Source organism: Methylomonas sp. DH-1 (assembly GCF_046097555.1).
GTDB lineage: Bacteria > Pseudomonadota > Gammaproteobacteria > Methylococcales > Methylomonadaceae > Methylomonas > Methylomonas koyamae.
On record NZ_CP143089.1, the window covers coordinates 1,891,552 to 1,907,096 of the forward strand.

Genomic DNA, 15,545 nt, shown 5'->3' on the forward strand with positions numbered 1-15,545 from the left:
CTTCGAAACTACATGCACCTGCCTGCTTATTTCAATTCCGCTTTTATCAAATTACTCGGTTTCCGCTTATTGATTGTGCTGGCCTACCAGATGATGGCTATCGTCGTGGGCTGGCATATCTACGAATTGACCCACGATGCGCTGGCCTTGGGCTTGATCGGTCTGGCCGAAGCGCTTCCGTATTTTTGCTGCGCGCTGTTCGCCGGCTATGCGGTCGACCACTATTCCCGGCGCTGGTTTGGGCTGGGCGCCTGCCTGCTGGTGGCCTTGAACGGGCTGATGCTGGTTGCCGTGGCGGAGAATTGGATCGTCAGCCGGCCGCTGGTCTGGATTTATGCCGCGGTCGGGTTGACCGGCATCGCCAGGGCTTTTATCGGCCCCAGCTACAGCGCGTTGTTCGCGTTGGTGCTGCCGCGCGAACATTACGCCCGCGCCGCCGGCATCGGTAGTTCCGCGTTTCAATTCGGCCTGGTGGCGGGGCCGGCCATCGGCGGTTTGATCGTGGCCTGGGCCGGCAAGGCGGCGGCTTACCAAACGGCGACCGGCTTGTGTCTGGTAGCCACGCTGGCGCTGTTGTCGTTGCGGGTCGAAGAGCCGGCGCCGGCGCAGAGCGCGCCGATATTCACCAGCATCGGCGAAGGCTTGCGCTTTGTGCTCGGCAATCAGATCGTACTCGGTGCGCAATCGCTGGATATGTTTGCGGTACTGTTCGGCGGGGCCGTGGCGATGCTGCCGGCCTTTATCCATGAAATTTACCACTACGGCCCGGAAGGTTTGGGTATCCTGCGCGCGGCGCCGGCAGTCGGTGCGGTGGCGATGGGCTTGTTCCTGGCCCGATGTCCGATCGACGCCCACGCCGGCCGCTGGCTACTGGCGGCCGTGGCCGGTTTCGGTTTGTGCATGATCGGCTTTGCCCTGGCGCCCGGCTTTTGGCTGGGCGGAGCCTTGCTGCTGTTGTCCGGCTTGTGCGACGGCGTGTCGGTGGTGATGCGCACGACGATTTTGCAGTTGGCGACGCCGGATGCGATGCGCGGCCGGGTGTCGGCCATCAACGGCATTTTCATCGGTTCGTCCAACGAAATCGGCGCCTTCGAATCCGGCGTCGCGGCCCGCTTGTTGGGTTTGGTGCCGTCGGTGGTATTCGGCGGTGCGATGACCTTGCTGGTCGTAGCCGGCACCGCAAAACTGGCGCCGCAATTGCGCCGTTTGCAATTGCACCAATTGCATTGACTCCAATTTTGCGACTTCCCGAAACGAGGCGGGCAAAACTATGGCAACACCTTTGATTACCCGGCAGGGTTACGAAAAATTACAACAGGAACTGGATCATCTGTGGCGGGTGGAGCGGCCGGAGGTGACCAAACTGGTGACCTGGGCTGCCAGCCTGGGCGACCGCAGCGAAAATGCCGACTACCAATATAACAAGAAGCGTTTGCGCGAGATCGACCGCCGGGTGCGCTACCTGCAAAAGCGCTTGGATACGTTGAAAGTGGTCGACTACCATCCGGACCAGGAGGGCAGGGTGTTTTTCGGCGCCTGGGTCGAGATCGAAAACGACGACGGCGAAAAGAAGCGGTTTCGCATTGCCGGCTACGACGAGATTTTCGACCGCAAGGATTATATTTCGGTCGATTCGCCGATGGCGCGGGCCTTGTTAAAAAAACAAGTGGACGACGATGCCGTGGTCAAAACCGAAGCCGGCACGTTCACCTGGTACATCAACGCGATCGAGTACCAGAAATAGCGCAATACGCGGTAAAAGGCTTTATCATGTCGGCTTTTCTAACCAGTAAAGACGCCTTATGCAAATCACAGACAAAACCGCCGTTTCCATCCATTACACCTTGACCAACGGCAGCGGCGAGCAGTTGGACAGTTCCAGAGGCGAAGCTCCGCTGGTTTACCTGCACGGCGCCGGCAATATCATCGCCGGTTTGGAAGCGGCGCTGACCGGCAAACAGGCCGGCGACAAATTCAATGTGACGATTCCCGCCGACCAGGCCTACGGCGAAGTCTCCGAAGACATGATCCAGGTTGTCTCCCGGAAAATGTTCGACGGCATGGATCTCGAGGTCGGCATGCAATTTCATGCCGATGTCAGCCACGGTCCCGGCATCATTACCATCACCGAAATCGACGGCGACGACATCACGGTCGACGGCAACCATCCTTTAGCCGGCGAAGCGTTGACTTTCGACGTCGAAGTGGTCGAGGTCCGCCCGGCCAGCGCCGACGAAATCTCCCACGGCCACATCCACGGCGCCGGTTGCCACCATTGATGGTGCGGCAACGCCGGCCTGCCCAGGCCGGCCGCCTGTCCGGGGCCGCCCGATTTGAAATCCTGCCGGTCGCCGCTAATCTTGTACCGTAACGGCCCATGGTTGCTTCAATGGCCAATGCGGCGCGCTGCGGGCTTTCCGTTAGCGTAGCTGCCCGGAGGCCGAAGCTAGTCGGTTAAGGCCTTGTATAGCACTGGCTATCGGGCATGCCGCAGCGGACCTAAGGTCGGCCGGCCGTAGTTCCAACGCCTCACTGGGAGCGGCTTATCTTAACGCCATAGCCCAGAGGTCTGCCCAACCTAAACCGGCCGGATGTTTTGCCTTTCGGAATGAATACTCGGATGTTGTTTAATGCCTACCGCTAAACGCTCACTGCCGGCAAAGCTAAGACCGTTACTGACGCTGGCCGGCTTAATCGCACTGTTTTACCTCACTGCTTTTTCCTGGGTTGCGACCGCTCCGCAACCGCTATTGCGGGTCGCCACCAACGTCTGGCCCGGTTACGAAACCTTGTACCTGGCCCGGAGTTTGGGCTTGTTCGGCTCGGCGCCGATACGCCTGGTGGAAATGACCTCAGCCAGCCAGGTTTCCCATGCTTTGCAGAATGGCGCCGTCGAAGCGGCCGCGTTAACGCTGGACGAAGCCATTGCCGCGATGCAGCAAGACGGTGTCGATTTGCGCGTGGTGCTGGTGCTGGATAGCTCCGAGGGTGCAGACACATTGCTGGCGCGGGACGGGATCGATACCGTGGCCGGTTTGCGCGGGAAGCGGATCGGGGTGGAAAACACCGCGACCGGAGCGGTGTTGCTCGATGCGGCCTTGCAAAGCGCCGGATTGGACATCGGCCAGGTCAGCATTGCACCGATGACGGTGAACGACCATTTGGCGGCCTGGCAACAAGGCGGTATCGATGCCGTGGTCACCTTCGAACCGTTTCGCAGCCGGATATTGGCGGCCGGTGCCCGCGAATTGTTCAGCAGCCGGCAAATCCCCGGCCGCATTTTAGACGTGCTGGTGGTGCGCGCCGACGTGCTGGCGGCGCATAGAGAAGCGCTGCGGAGTCTGGTCGCTGCGCATTTTGCCGCGCTCGCTTATTTTTCGGCCAACCCAAGCGATGCGGCGCAACGCATGGCGCCGCGGTTGGGCGTTGCCGCGGATCGGGTGTTGCCGTTATTCGAAGGCTTGAAATTGCCGGACCGCAGCGCCAACCGGGAGTGGCTGGCCGGCGCCGCGCCGGAGTTGACCCGGGTCGCCGCCGAGCTGGCGCAATTGATGTTGCAGCATCGCTTGATCGTGAATCCGGTCGCTACTGCTAATATCGTCGCCGCCGAATTCGTCGCGGAGCCGCAACGGTGAAGCCTATCGTTACGCTTCGTTTGAGTAGGGCGTTGCCGGCCTTGGTGATCGGCAGTTTCGGCCTGTTGTTGCTGTTTTCGCTGTTTTACCAGCATAACCGGATGTTGCTCGGCATCGAAACCGAGGCGATGGAGGATGTGCGCCGCTTGTTGGCGGACACCGAGTTGCATATCGAAACCCTGTACCGGCACGGCCAACAGGAACTGATCGCCGAACAAATCGCCGAGCTGGCGGTAGACAGCCATATCGACAGTGCCGCGTTGCTGGATGCCAGCGGTAAAGTGCTGCGGGCGACCCGTTTCGAATGGATCGGACGCAACTATGCCGAACTTTCCACCGAACCCGGCCCGGCGGAATTCGAGCGGCTCCGCGGCGAGCGCCGGGCCGCGGTCCATTTTTCCGCAGACAGACAGCGTTTGACGGCTTACCAAGCGGTGGCGATGGCCACCGATCCCGGCAGGCTGCGGCCGAACCAAATCGGCTTGCTGGTGCTGAATTACGATTTGTCGCGCAGCAAGGCGGCAAGCTGGAATTTGCTGGTGCGCTCGATGTATCCGATCTGGGGTATCGGCATTTTATTGCTGGTTGCGATGGCCTCGGCGATTTCGCTATGGATGGAGCGGCCGTTGCGGCATCTGGTCGATGTGGTGGGGCGCTTCGCCGGCGGCGATTACCGGGTACGCTCGCGGCTAGCCGGCAACAGCGAGTTGGCCATTCTAGGCGACGCTTTGAATAGGATGGCGGCCGAATTGGCCGCTACCATCGCCGAGCTGGCGGAAAGCAAGGAGAATCTGGCGGTCACGCTGTTTTCGATCGGCGATGGGGTGATCGCCACCGATGCCCAAGGCCGGGTCAATTTCATGAACGACGTGGCCCAAACATTGACCGGCTGGCACTTGGCGGACGCCGCGGGCCTGCCGTTGGAGCGGGTGTTTCACATTATCAATGCCTACAGCCGCCAGCCGACCGAAGCGCCGGTCGCCAAAGTGCTGGCGACCGGCTGCATCATGGGCCTGGCCAACCATACCGTTCTGGTCGCGAAAGGCGGCGCCGAATACCAAATCGCCGATTCGGCGGCGCCGATTCGGCGCCAGAACGGCGAAATATGCGGCGTCGTGCTGGTGTTTCGCGATGTGACCGAGGAATACGCGCTGCGCGAATCGCTGCAACAGGAGCAGGCTCTGCTGCGCAGCTTGATCGATGCGGTGCCGGACCTGATTTTCTTCAAAGACCGCGACAGCGTCTATCTCGACTGCAACAAGGCGTTCGCGCGCTACGCCGGCAAAGCCGAAGCGGAACTGCTCGGCAAGACCGATTTCGATTGTTTCGACAACGAGACCGCCGCCGGTTTTCGCCAGCACGATATACAAATCTTGCAAACCGGCCGCTCCATCGGCCACGAAGAATGGATCACTTACCCGGACGGCGAACGGGTGTTGTTGGACACGGTGAAAACGCCGTTTTTCGGGGCGGACGGCCAAGCTTCGGGGGTGGTCGGTATCAGCCGGGACGTTACCGAACGCAAACGCTTCGAGCAGCGTTTGGCCGACAGCGAGGCGCGCTACCGGGCCTTGAGCGAGTTGTTGCCGCAAATGGTCTGGACGGCGACGGCCGATGGCGCGCTGGATTACACCAACGACTGGGTCATCGAGTATTTTGGTTGCGGCGCCGAACAACTGGCCGGCGCCGGATGGCAGAAATACGTGCATCCCGAGGATTTGCCGGCGGTATCGGCATGTTGGCGGCAAGCCGTGGAATCGGCCAGTGTCTACGAAGCGGAATTGCGTTTGCGCCACCATAGCGGCCGGTATTTCTACCATCTGGCCCGCGCCGTGCCGCACCGCGACAGCCAAGGCGCAATCGCGAAGTGGTACGGTTGCAGCACCGACATTTCCGAGCGCAAGAAAGCCGAGGAGCGGCTGGAGCTATCGGCCAGGGTATTTCAGGAAGCGCACGAAGCCATCATGATTACCGGCGTCGACGGCAACATCGTCGATGTCAATCCGGCTTTTTCTACGATGACCGGTTATTCCCGGGCAGAGGCCGTCGGCCAAAATCCGCGTATGTTGGGTTCCGGCCGCCATCCCCCGGAATTTTTCGCCGAGATGTGGCAAAGCGTGCGCGAACAGGGGTATTGGCGCGGCGAAATCTGGAACCGGAAAAAGAACGGCGAACTCCACGCCGGTCTGTTGAGTATTTCGACGCTACCGGGCAGTAACGGCGACATCCGCCATTACATCGGCCTGTTTTCCGATATCACCGAGAAAAAATTATCCGAAGAACAGATTTGGCGGCAGGCCAATTTCGATGCGTTGACCGGGTTACCGAACCGGCGCATGTTTCTCGACCGTCTGGCGCGGGAGATTAGAAAAGCGCATCGCAACGGCAGCGTGCTGGCGCTGTTGTTTCTGGATTTGGATCGGTTCAAGGAAATCAACGATATTCTGGGGCATATCCAAGGCGACAGCCTGCTGCAGATTGCCGCCGAGCGTCTGGCCGGTTGCGTGCGCGACACCGATACCGTCTCCCGCCTGGGCGGCGACGAATTCACCATTATCCTGCCCGATTTGGAAAACGGCGAAAGTGCGGAACGCGTCGCCCAGAACATTTTGCGCAAAATGGCCGAACCTTTTCCGCTGAACGGCGAATTGAACTACGTCACCGCCAGCATCGGCATCACGCTGTATCCCAACGATTCCCTGGATCAGGAGCAATTGATCAAAAACGCCGACCAAGCCATGTACGCCGCCAAGGAAAGAGGGCGAAACGGCTACAGCTTTTTCACGGCGTCTATGCAGCAAACCGCGCAATTCCGGCTGGCTATGGTGACCGATTTGCGCAGTGCGCTGGCCAATTGCCAGCTCGAGGTGTATTACCAGCCGATTGTCGAATTGCCGGACGGCGCGATCAGTAAAGCCGAAGCCTTGCTGCGTTGGCGGCACCCGCAACGTGGCATGGTCAGCCCGGCCCAGTTCATCCCGCTGGCGGAAGAAAGCGGCTTGATCCACGAGATCGGCGACTGGGTGTTCCGCCAAGCGGCGCAGCAGGCCAAATTGTTGCGCGAACGTTACCGGGCCGATTTTCAGATCAGCGTGAATAAATCGCCGGTGCAATTCCGGCCGCGTTCCGACGCCGATTTCGGCTGGCTCAATTACTTGAAGAGTTTGGAGTTGGACGGCGCAGCCGTGGTGGTCGAGATTACCGAAGGCCTGCTGCTGGATGCGCAAACACTGACCAAAGCCCGCTTGCTGGATTTTCGCGACGCCGGCGTGCAAGTGGCGATCGACGATTTCGGCACCGGTTATTCGTCGCTGTCCTACATCAAAAAATTCGATATCGATTACATCAAAATCGACCGCAGCTTTATCAATAACTTAAGTCCGCAATCCCAGGACGAGGCTTTGTGCGAAGCGATCATCGTCATGGCGCACAAGTTAGGCTTGAAAGTGGTGGCCGAAGGCGTGGAGACCGCACAGCAACGCGACTGGCTGATCGCGGCCGGTTGCGATTACGCGCAGGGATACCTGTTCAACGAACCGATGGCCGGGCCGCAATTGCTGGAACTGCTGGCCGGTTCTCGCCCGGCTTAGCGGAAAGGATCCCGGATGCCCCGATCTGGCCGGTGGCAGGCTCATGGCTGCCGCAGCAAGCGTTCGCATTGTACCGGTAACGGTGGCGCCGGTTGCGGCGCGCTTTTGGCGGGTGCCTTGGCTTCGTCGGAAAACCACCAGGCCAGGCTGGCGTCGCAACCGTCTCCGGCCGGCAGCGGTTCTTGCGCTTGGCACAGGCCGTTATGCGGCGGACATTTCAAGCGGACGTGGAAATGGTCGTCGTGCTTCCACCACGGCCGGATTTTGCGCAGCCAATCGGACGCGCCGGCCGATTTGCGGTTGCACAGCTCCTGTTTGATGCTGGGGTTGACGAATATCCGGTCCACTTCCGGCTGCCGGGCCGCGGCTTCCAATATTCTGGCGTGCGCTGCGGTCCATTGCCGGCGATCGACCGCATCGGCGCGGCTGTCGACCACGGAGGGTGCATTCCAGGTTTCCCGTTCCGCCTCGCTCAAGATGCGGGTTTCGGCCGGCTGCAGCAGCAAAAACCAGATGTCGACGTCCAGGCCGGTTTGATGGCTGCGGTGTCCGCTCGGTGTCGGGCCGCCGCGGGGTTGGCCGAGATCGCCGACCAGTAAGGAACCGAGGCGTTCCCGCTCGGCCGCCAGACCAAGCTGCTGGATGAAGCCGATCAACGCCGGGTGGCCGTAATAGCGTTTGCGCGACAGGCGCATGACCTGGTAACCGGGGCCTTGCAGCGGCAGCGTCGCCGCGCCGGCAATGCAGCCGCCGTTATAGGTACCGATGCTTTGCCCGCCGTCGGCATCGGTGCTGGGGCCGGAAACCGCCGCCCATGCGGCAGCGGCTGATCCGGCTTGGGCAGGGTAAATCGGGAAGAGCAGGCCAAGGCAAAACAACACGCGGCCAAAGCGGAAGCGGAGCAAAATTGGACGTTTCATGGGCGGTATCAATACGTGGGGAATATCGTTTTCGGCGCGGTGCGGCAGCAAAGCCCCGCTGAGGCGTTTCGTTACATGATAAATCGGCCGAGATCGCCTTTGCACGGCAGCGATGGTCCGATTGTGGTCGGGATTGCCGCGCTTCGCCAGGCGACAGGCCGCTCTGGCTCGGACGACAACATCAGGTAACGTAACGTGCAGCATTTTCTGCTCGGTTCAGGCACGTTTCCGGGCCGCCAAGGCGTGCTCGCCCAGGGCTTGCAGATTTTCCAAACCGCGGATTTCGCAACGCCCGCCGCGGGCAGTGTAATCGGTGCGGTAACTATCGATGAATTCCATCACGGTGTGGTCGATCAGTTCGGCGCCGCTTAAATCGAAGATCACGGTTTTTCCGTCGCCGAGTGTCGCCAATTGGCTTTTTAAGGCCAGAAAATTGGAAAACAATGCGGAGCCGTCGACCTTGACCGTCCATTGGTCGGCGCTGTCCGCCCGCAGATGGTAAGACAGGCTGAGCATTTGGGCCAGCGGTACGCCCCGGCCCAAATGCAGCAGTATTTTTGCGCCGATCCCGATCAGCACGCCGGACAGCAGATTGCCGGCCAGGATCGCGACGATCGTGATCAGGAACAAGGCCAATTGCTCCTTGCCCAGATCCATGCTTTTGGCGAACACCTTGGGCGAGGCCAAGCGGTAACCGGTGTAGACCAACAGCGCCGCCAGCGATGCCAACGGTATCGCCGCGATCCAATGCGGGAACAGCACGACGAATAGCAACAAAAAGCCGCCGTGAAAGAAATTGGCCCAACTGCTGCGGGCGCCGGCATCGATATTGGCCGAGCTTCTGACGATTTCGGCAATCATCGGCAAGCCGCCCAGCATGCCGGACACCGCGTTGCCGACGCCTATCGCCGTCAGCTCCCGGTTCAGGTCGGAATAGCGCCGGGCCGGGTCGAGTTTGTCGACCGCCGCCGCGCTGAGCAGGCTTTCCAGGCTGCCGATCAGGCAAATGGCGATAACGCTCTCCCAGAACGGCCAACTCGCCAGTTTGCCGAAATCGGGCAATTGCAGGCTGTCGGCCAGGCCGGCCGGAATCGCGACCAGAAAATTGGCTGCGAAATCGAGTCCGGACGGCAACACGAAAGCGTATTCCAGGTGCGGACGGTCAAGTCCGAACAGTTTGCCCATCAGTACGCCGATGCCGATCACGACGATGGGAGCCGGAATGCGGCGCAACAGCGGATGCCGCAGATAAGGCCAGGCCAGCAACGTAACGATGCCGGCCAGGCCGATCAATCCGGTCGTCGGTACGAAATAGGTTAAGGTCTGCGGTAATTGCGCTATCGCCGCCGGCAAGCCGTTGCCGTGTAGCTGCAACCCGGCGATCACCGGCAATTGCTTGACGATGATGATGATGCCGATTGCGGCGAGCATGCCGTGCGCTACCGAGGCCGGAAAGAAACCGGCCAGACGGCCGGCTTTGAAATAGCCCAATACAATTTGCAGCAGGCCGGCGACGACAATCGCAGCCAGCGTATAACGGTAACCGGCCCAGGCGTCGCCGTCGCCCAAGGCTTGCACCGCATTGAATATCACGACGATCAAGCCGGCCGCCGGCCCGGTTACGGTGAGTTGGGAGCCGTTGATGCGCGACACCAGCAGGCCGCCGACGATTGCGGAAATGATGCCCGACATCGGCGGAAAACCGGAGGCCGTGGCGATGCCGAGGCACAACGGCAGCGCAATCAGAAACACGGAGAAACCGGCATAAAGGTCGCCGAGCCGTTTTTCGCCACTGGAGCCGTGTCCGGAAAGATTTGCTGGGTTAGTTCGGTTTGGCATGAGTGCTCCGGAATAGAGGGTTGCGAGCCAGCCCCGCTGCGATACGGTCCGGCGGTTGCAACCGGTCGCACCTGCGCTGGGCGGATAGTGGCGGCATGATAACCGGTTTTCGCCGAAACCAAGCCGGCTTAGCCAATCCGATTTGCCGAGTACGGCCGCTGCCGTTGCGTCGGCGGCGGCGAAAAATAAAAAACGGGCTAAAACAGACCGTTCGGGTAAAATGCGCCCTCCATTTTAGGCCCGCGCGACTCGCGCTGCCGGCCGTTTCCACTCTCAATTTCCGCTGAATTTAACTTTTAATGAACATGCGCCTTATTGCCGGGATATTTTTTGTAATCGCCTGCTGGATTGCCGGGCCGTTGCAGGCTGCCGATTCCGCGAGTTCCAGTTTTATCGTGCTGAATTACCACGATATTTTGGAGGAGGAAGAAAGGGTCCCGCCGTTCGACCGGATGGCGGTGAATAAGGAGCATCTGAACGACCATTTTGCCTGGTTGAAAAGCAACGGCTACCGCGTCATTTCGATTCAGGATTTGCTCGACGCGATGCAAGGCAAAAAGCCGTTGCCGAACAAAGCCGTCATCCTGACCTTCGACGACGGCTACCAAAGTTTTTATACCCGGGCGATGCCGCTGCTGAAAAAGTACAAATACCCGGCCACGCTGGCCGTGGTCGGCAGTTGGCTGGAACAGCATAACCACGCGGGTACTAACAAGCCGTTGATGACGCCGGCGCAGATTCGCGAGGTTGCCGCCAGCGGCCTGGTCGAAATCGCCTCGCACAGCTTTAACGCTCACCACGGCATCGTCGCCAATCCGCAGGGCAACGAACAAAGCGCGATCACGACCCGGCTTTACAGCAGCGAATACGAGGAATACGAAAAAGACGAGGAGTACCGGAAGCGGATTTTTCAGGAACTGGAGAAAAGCTCCGAGCAATTGCTGCAAATGCTGGGCAAGCGGCCGCGGGTGATGGTCTGGCCTTACGGCGAATATAACGCGATTGCGTTGGAAGCGGCGAAAAACGCCGGCATGCCGTTGACGATGGGCCTTAACGACGGCGCCAACACACTGGCCGACGCGGCGGTGATGAAGCGCATGATCATGACCGACGACCCTACTGCCGAGCGCTTTGCCACCATCGTCACCAAATTGCGCACCGGCCGCGAGTTGCGGGTGGCCCATGTCGACATGGACTATATCTACGACGAAGACGAGGAGCAAACCGAGAAAAACCTGTCCGCCGTGGTGGAGAGGATCAAGGCCAGCGGCGCCAATACCGTCTATCTGCAAGCTTTTTCCGATCCGGATGGCGACGGCAACGCCGACAAGTTGTATTTTCCTAACCGACATCTGCCGATGCGGCGGGATTTGTTCAACTACGTTTCGCTGCGGCTGAGAAAGGGCGCCGATGTCAAAGTCTACGCCTGGATGCCGATGATGGCCTACAAAGCCGATGTACCGCTGAAATGGTACGTCAAAGAATGGCGCGACGGCGAGCCGCAGTTGTCCCGCCACGTCTACACCCGTTTGTCGCCGTTCAATCCGGAGGCCCGCCAGTTCGTCGGCGAGATCTACGAGGATCTGGCGAAATCTTGCGATTTCAACGGCATCCTGTTTCACGACGACGGTATCTTGTCGGACTTCGAGGACGTGTCGCCGCTGGCGATGGAATTTACCCACAAAGTCTGGGGCTTGCCGGCCGAATTCGACGCGATTCATTCGTCCAGCGAGTTGCGCCTGCGCTGGGCCCAGTATAAAACCGAGCTGATGGGGCAGTTCACCGACTATTTGACCAATAAAGTCCGCTTTTACCGGCCTTATATCAAAACCGCACGCAATTTCTATTCGCTGCCGCTATTGAAGCCCTACAGCGAAGAATGGTACGCGCAGTCCTTGCCGACATTCTTGAAACATTACGACTACGTGGCGGTGGAAGCGATGCCGTTTATGGAGGACGCGGAGAACCCCAAGCAATGGCTGGCCGAATTGGTCGAAAAAACCGCGCAAACTCCCGGAGCCCTGGACAAAATGGTATTCGAGTTACAGGCGGTAAACTGGAAAACCCAGCAGGATATTCCGATGCCGATATTTACCGAACAGTTCCAATTGCTGAAGAAACTCGGTGCCAAGCATATCGGCTATTACCCGGATAACGTGTTTCACGACCAACCCAAGCTGGCCGAGTTGAAGAAATACTTTCCGGTAGAAATCAAGGATTAAACCGGACATGGAACAGCTACTCTCGCAACCTTGGATGCAGCATTTAATCGACTTGTGGCTGATCGGCCGGGAGCGCTTGGAAGAGGTGCCCTGGTGGCAATTGAACGAGTGGCTGTCGCGCTTCGTGTTTTATTATCCGTTGCTGATGGCTTACGTCTGGATGCTGGGCGGCATCCTCTATTACATTCGCTGGGAACGTAACCGCGGCAACGTGTTGTCGGACTTGCCGGTGCTGGCGGAATATCCGCCGGTGTCGATACTGATCCCGTGTTACAACGAGGGCGAAAACGTTCGCGAAACCATCGAATATTTGTTGCACCAGCAATATCCGAACTACGAAATTATCGCCGTCAACGACGGCAGTAAAGACAACACGCTGGAAATCCTGCACGAACTGGCCGACCGACACAGCCAAATCCGCGTCGTCAATCTGGCCAGCAACCAAGGCAAGGCGGTCGGTTTGCGCACCGCGGCACTGTTGGCGAATAGCGAGATTCTGATCGGCATCGACGGCGACGCGTTGTTGGCGCCGAACGCAACGGCGTGGATCGTCAAACATTTTCTGGAAGATCCGCATGTCGGTGCCGTGACCGGCAATCCGCGCATCCGCAACCGTTCCACGTTGCTGGGCAAGATCCAGGTCGGCGAGTTTTCCGCCATCGTCGGCATGATCAAACGCGCCCAGCGCGCTTACGGTCACGTGTTCACGATATCCGGCGTCATTGCCGGTTTCCGTAAAACCGCTTTGCACGACGTGGGTTACTGGAGCCCGGATATGGTCACCGAGGACATCGATATCAGTTGGAAAATGCAACTGGCCGGGTGGGCGATCCGTTTCGAGCCGAATGCGCTGTGCTGGGTGTTGATGCCGGAAACGCTGAACGGCTTATGGAAACAACGTAGCCGCTGGGCGCAGGGCGGGGTCGAAGTGCTGTTACGCTATTTCCGGCCGCTGTTGCGTTGGCGCTCGCGCGGCTTGTGGCCGTTGTATCTGGAATGCTGCATCAGCCTGAGCTGGGCGTTTTTAGTGGTGGCGATGTTGGCCTCGGTGCCGCTGGAATGGTTCAGTAGCGAACCGCAGGAAGCGTTGGAAGATTTATCGCCGCACTGGACCAGCATGTTGCTGTGCGTGACCTGTTTGGTGCAGTTTGCGGTCAGTCTGACGATAGACTCGGTTTACGAAAAGAAAAGCGGCGGCTCGGCCCAGCATTATTATTGGATGATCTGGTATCCGATCGTGTACTGGTTGATCAACGTCGGCACTACCATCAACGGCTGCATCAAGGCTCTGCGCAAAAAACGCGGCCAGCGCGCGGTTTGGGTGACTTTGGACAGGGGCTTGCGGCAAAAATGAAAGAAATCATTATCAACCAACCGCATTTGCAAAGCTTTCAGCAGAAATGCGGTTCGGCGTTCATGGCGCTGGTCAGTTGGCTACTGTGGCTGTATTTTTTGTGGCCGTTGTTGACATTGGCCGGCTGGCTGATGGGGCTGAAAAGCCTATCGGACGAGATTCGCTGGTTCGGCGGTTACAAGACCTTACTGGAGTTATTGGCGTTGTACGGCGAGATCGTGCTGGCGATCGCTTTGTTATGGCTGGGCTGGACTTTGTTGCTGTCTTGGCGCCATGCCGTCGTCGCCCCGAAACGCACCGCGCCGGTCACCGACCAGCAACTGGCCGTAGCGTTTAAAGTCGACTTGGCCGGATTACGTCAAGCCCGGACCGGTAAAAAATTGACGGTTCATTTCGACGAACAAGCCGGGATCACCGCCATTCGCCACGACTGAAGCGGTTGCCATTTCGCAACTGCGTTTTTAGCGCGGTTGGTGTTAAACTGAATGGAGCGTACTTAAGGACTTAGGATTATGCAACTGGCGATTACGGTGTTGGGCGAGAAGTCCAACGGTTTTCTTGGGGAAATTTTGTCGGCGTTGAGCGCCTGCCAATGTAACGTGCTGGAGCTGCGTACCTCCAATTTGACCGAGCTTACCGCCGCCTATCTGCTGATAGACGGCAATTGGAACCATATCGCCAAGCTGGAAGGCATGCTGGATGCGATTAAAATTCGCCTGGAAATCCAGATGAGCTTCCTGCGGCCGAGCCAGGAACCGCAAGCGATCGAAGGTGTGCCGTATACGCTGGAAACCATCTCCGTCGACAAGAACGACATCCTGTTTGCCGTGACCTCCTTCCTATTGGACCGGGGCATCTGTATCGAGGAAGTCTCCGCCAGCCGTCACAGCGCGGCTTTTTTCAATACTTCGGTATTTTCCACCAAATTCATCCTGTTGGTGCCGCCAGCGGTGCGGATTCTGTCTTTGCGCGAAGAGTTTCTGGATTTTTGCGACAGCTTGAATATAGACGCCATTCTCGAACCTGTTAAAAGGTGATTTCATGACAGCCATAGCCATCGGCGATACCGTTCCCGATTTCGAAGTAGCCGCTACCGGCGGTAAAGCCGTCAAGCTCAGCGATTATCGCGGCAAAAAAGTCGTGCTTTATTTTTACCCCAAAGACAATACGCCGGGCTGCACCCAGGAAGGCCAAGCCTTCCGCGACAATATCGACCGATTCGCAGCGTTGAATGTCGTGGTGTTGGGGGTATCGCGCGACAGCGTCAAAGTCCATGAAGGCTTTAAATGCAAGCAAGCGTTTCCGTTCGATTTGCTATCCGACCAGGACGAAAACCTGTGCCGTTTATTCGATGTGATCAAAATGAAGAATATGTACGGCAAACAGGTGCAAGGGATCGAACGCAGCACGTTTCTGATCGACGAGAACGGCGTTCTCGCCAAAGAATGGCGTAAGGTGCAGGTCAAAGTCCACGTAGCTGAGGTGCTGGATTTTCTGCAAGCGCTCTGACCTCGGCTGCCGGGCCTTGCAGGCCCGAGCGCCGCGATTTTTTCCGCTACGGGCGGCGGTCGCAGCCGGCTTTTTTGCCTAACGCAGGTGCTGCCGGTTTTTTACTTTTCGATACTGCGGCCTTAAACCCTTCATTCCGCTCAGGATTGTGAAGTCCTGCTTATTTGGGCGATAATGCCCAGGCTAATTAATCATTTGGACGACGATTATGAACGAAATGCTGTCTTCGGGTATTGAATTAATGCTAATCGGCATGGGGATGGTTTACGCTTTTTTGGCTATGCTGGTGGTTGCGATCAATACCATGAGCAACCTGGTCCGGCGCTATTTTCCCGAAGTCCCGTCCAAATTTCCCGAGCAGCCGGTCGTCGCCGGTAACGATAAAGCGGTGGTTGCCGCGATAACCGCCGCAGTTCTGCAATACCGCAAAAAGCATAAAAACGGATAGTTACCCACAAGGTAAGGTCTGGTACGAC

General features: G+C 58.5%; 13 protein-coding genes. 11 read left to right on the top strand and 2 right to left on the bottom strand.

Annotated elements, in window-relative coordinates:
* Positions 1-12 precede the first annotated feature (12 nt).
* The 5 genes from VXJ35_RS08965 to VXJ35_RS08985 all read left to right on the top strand — a co-directional run bounded on the left by VXJ35_RS08965 (position 13) and on the right by VXJ35_RS08985 (position 7,225).
* Entirely contained in the window at positions 13-1,230 is a 1,218-nt protein-coding gene (locus VXJ35_RS08965) for an MFS transporter (protein WP_064023443.1), read from the top strand.
* Positions 1,231-1,270: 40 nt separating this feature from the next.
* Entirely contained in the window at positions 1,271-1,744 is a 474-nt protein-coding gene (greB, locus tag VXJ35_RS08970; protein ID WP_054759113.1) for a transcription elongation factor GreB, read from the top strand.
* Between the two features lie 58 nt (positions 1,745-1,802).
* Positions 1,803-2,279, top strand: coding sequence for a peptidylprolyl isomerase (locus VXJ35_RS08975; RefSeq protein WP_054759111.1), 477 nt, complete (start codon positions 1,803-1,805; stop codon positions 2,277-2,279).
* A gap of 351 nt (positions 2,280-2,630) precedes the next feature.
* Complete coding sequence (locus VXJ35_RS08980) at positions 2,631-3,635, top strand: ABC transporter substrate-binding protein (RefSeq protein WP_064021329.1); 1,005 nt, start codon at positions 2,631-2,633, stop codon at positions 3,633-3,635.
* Entirely contained in the window at positions 3,632-7,225 is a 3,594-nt protein-coding gene (locus VXJ35_RS08985) for a bifunctional diguanylate cyclase/phosphodiesterase (RefSeq protein ID WP_157198127.1), read from the top strand. Before VXJ35_RS08980 ends, VXJ35_RS08985 begins: the two co-directional genes overlap by 4 nt.
* 41 nt (positions 7,226-7,266) lie before the next feature.
* Here the strand turns inward: VXJ35_RS08985 and mepA are convergent, their stop codons facing one another.
* Together mepA and VXJ35_RS08995 are read right to left on the bottom strand one after the other, a co-directional pair.
* Complete coding sequence (mepA, locus tag VXJ35_RS08990; protein WP_082881079.1) at positions 7,267-8,145, bottom strand: penicillin-insensitive murein endopeptidase; 879 nt, start codon at positions 8,143-8,145, stop codon at positions 7,267-7,269.
* Between the two features lie 216 nt (positions 8,146-8,361).
* Entirely contained in the window at positions 8,362-9,984 is a 1,623-nt protein-coding gene (locus tag VXJ35_RS08995; RefSeq protein ID WP_064021330.1) for a SulP family inorganic anion transporter, read from the bottom strand.
* Between the two features lie 299 nt (positions 9,985-10,283).
* On the opposite strand from VXJ35_RS08995, the gene pgaB reads away from it, so the two are divergent.
* The 6 genes from pgaB (at position 10,284) to VXJ35_RS09025 (ending at position 15,517) form a co-directional block, all read left to right on the top strand.
* Positions 10,284-12,206, top strand: a complete 1,923-nt coding sequence (gene pgaB / locus VXJ35_RS09000) for a poly-beta-1,6-N-acetyl-D-glucosamine N-deacetylase PgaB (protein WP_064021331.1) — start codon at positions 10,284-10,286, stop codon at positions 12,204-12,206.
* Between the two features lie 7 nt (positions 12,207-12,213).
* Positions 12,214-13,560, top strand: coding sequence for a poly-beta-1,6-N-acetyl-D-glucosamine synthase (pgaC, locus tag VXJ35_RS09005; protein WP_082880862.1), 1,347 nt, complete (start codon positions 12,214-12,216; stop codon positions 13,558-13,560).
* Positions 13,557-13,994, top strand: a complete 438-nt coding sequence (pgaD, locus tag VXJ35_RS09010) for a poly-beta-1,6-N-acetyl-D-glucosamine biosynthesis protein PgaD (RefSeq protein WP_064021332.1) — start codon at positions 13,557-13,559, stop codon at positions 13,992-13,994. The genes pgaC and pgaD overlap by 4 nt, the downstream gene beginning before the upstream one ends.
* A 78-nt stretch (positions 13,995-14,072) precedes the next feature.
* Positions 14,073-14,597, top strand: coding sequence for a glycine cleavage system protein R (locus VXJ35_RS09015; protein ID WP_054759098.1), 525 nt, complete (start codon positions 14,073-14,075; stop codon positions 14,595-14,597).
* Positions 14,598-14,601: 4 nt separating this feature from the next.
* Positions 14,602-15,069 (top strand): peroxiredoxin, encoded by a 468-nt coding sequence (locus VXJ35_RS09020; RefSeq protein ID WP_064021333.1) that lies wholly within the window; start codon positions 14,602-14,604, stop codon positions 15,067-15,069.
* Positions 15,070-15,277: 208 nt separating this feature from the next.
* The gene (locus VXJ35_RS09025; RefSeq protein ID WP_054759093.1) at positions 15,278-15,517 is read left to right on the top strand and encodes an OadG family protein; all 240 of its coding nucleotides are present in this window, start codon (positions 15,278-15,280) and stop codon (positions 15,515-15,517) included.
* Positions 15,518-15,545: the final 28 nt, after the last annotated feature.

Excerpts from the sequence above, each read along its gene's own strand:
- mepA (WP_082881079.1), bottom strand. The coding sequence starts at position 8,145 with ATGAAACGTCCAATTTTGCTCCGCTTCCGCTTTGGCCGCGTGTTGTTT.
- pgaB (WP_064021331.1), top strand. The coding sequence starts at position 10,284 with ATGAACATGCGCCTTATTGCCGGGATATTTTTTGTAATCGCCTGCTGG.
- VXJ35_RS08965 (WP_064023443.1), top strand. The coding sequence starts at position 13 with ATGCACCTGCCTGCTTATTTCAATTCCGCTTTTATCAAATTACTCGGT.
- VXJ35_RS09020 (WP_064021333.1), top strand. The coding sequence starts at position 14,602 with ATGACAGCCATAGCCATCGGCGATACCGTTCCCGATTTCGAAGTAGCC.
- VXJ35_RS09025 (WP_054759093.1), top strand. The coding sequence starts at position 15,278 with ATGAACGAAATGCTGTCTTCGGGTATTGAATTAATGCTAATCGGCATG.
- VXJ35_RS08975 (WP_054759111.1), top strand. The coding sequence starts at position 1,803 with ATGCAAATCACAGACAAAACCGCCGTTTCCATCCATTACACCTTGACC.
- pgaD (WP_064021332.1), top strand. The coding sequence starts at position 13,557 with ATGAAAGAAATCATTATCAACCAACCGCATTTGCAAAGCTTTCAGCAG.
- VXJ35_RS08980 (WP_064021329.1), top strand. The coding sequence starts at position 2,631 with ATGCCTACCGCTAAACGCTCACTGCCGGCAAAGCTAAGACCGTTACTG.
- VXJ35_RS08995 (WP_064021330.1), bottom strand. The coding sequence starts at position 9,984 with ATGCCAAACCGAACTAACCCAGCAAATCTTTCCGGACACGGCTCCAGT.
- VXJ35_RS09015 (WP_054759098.1), top strand. The coding sequence starts at position 14,073 with ATGCAACTGGCGATTACGGTGTTGGGCGAGAAGTCCAACGGTTTTCTT.
- greB (WP_054759113.1), top strand. The coding sequence starts at position 1,271 with ATGGCAACACCTTTGATTACCCGGCAGGGTTACGAAAAATTACAACAG.
- pgaC (WP_082880862.1), top strand. The coding sequence starts at position 12,214 with ATGGAACAGCTACTCTCGCAACCTTGGATGCAGCATTTAATCGACTTG.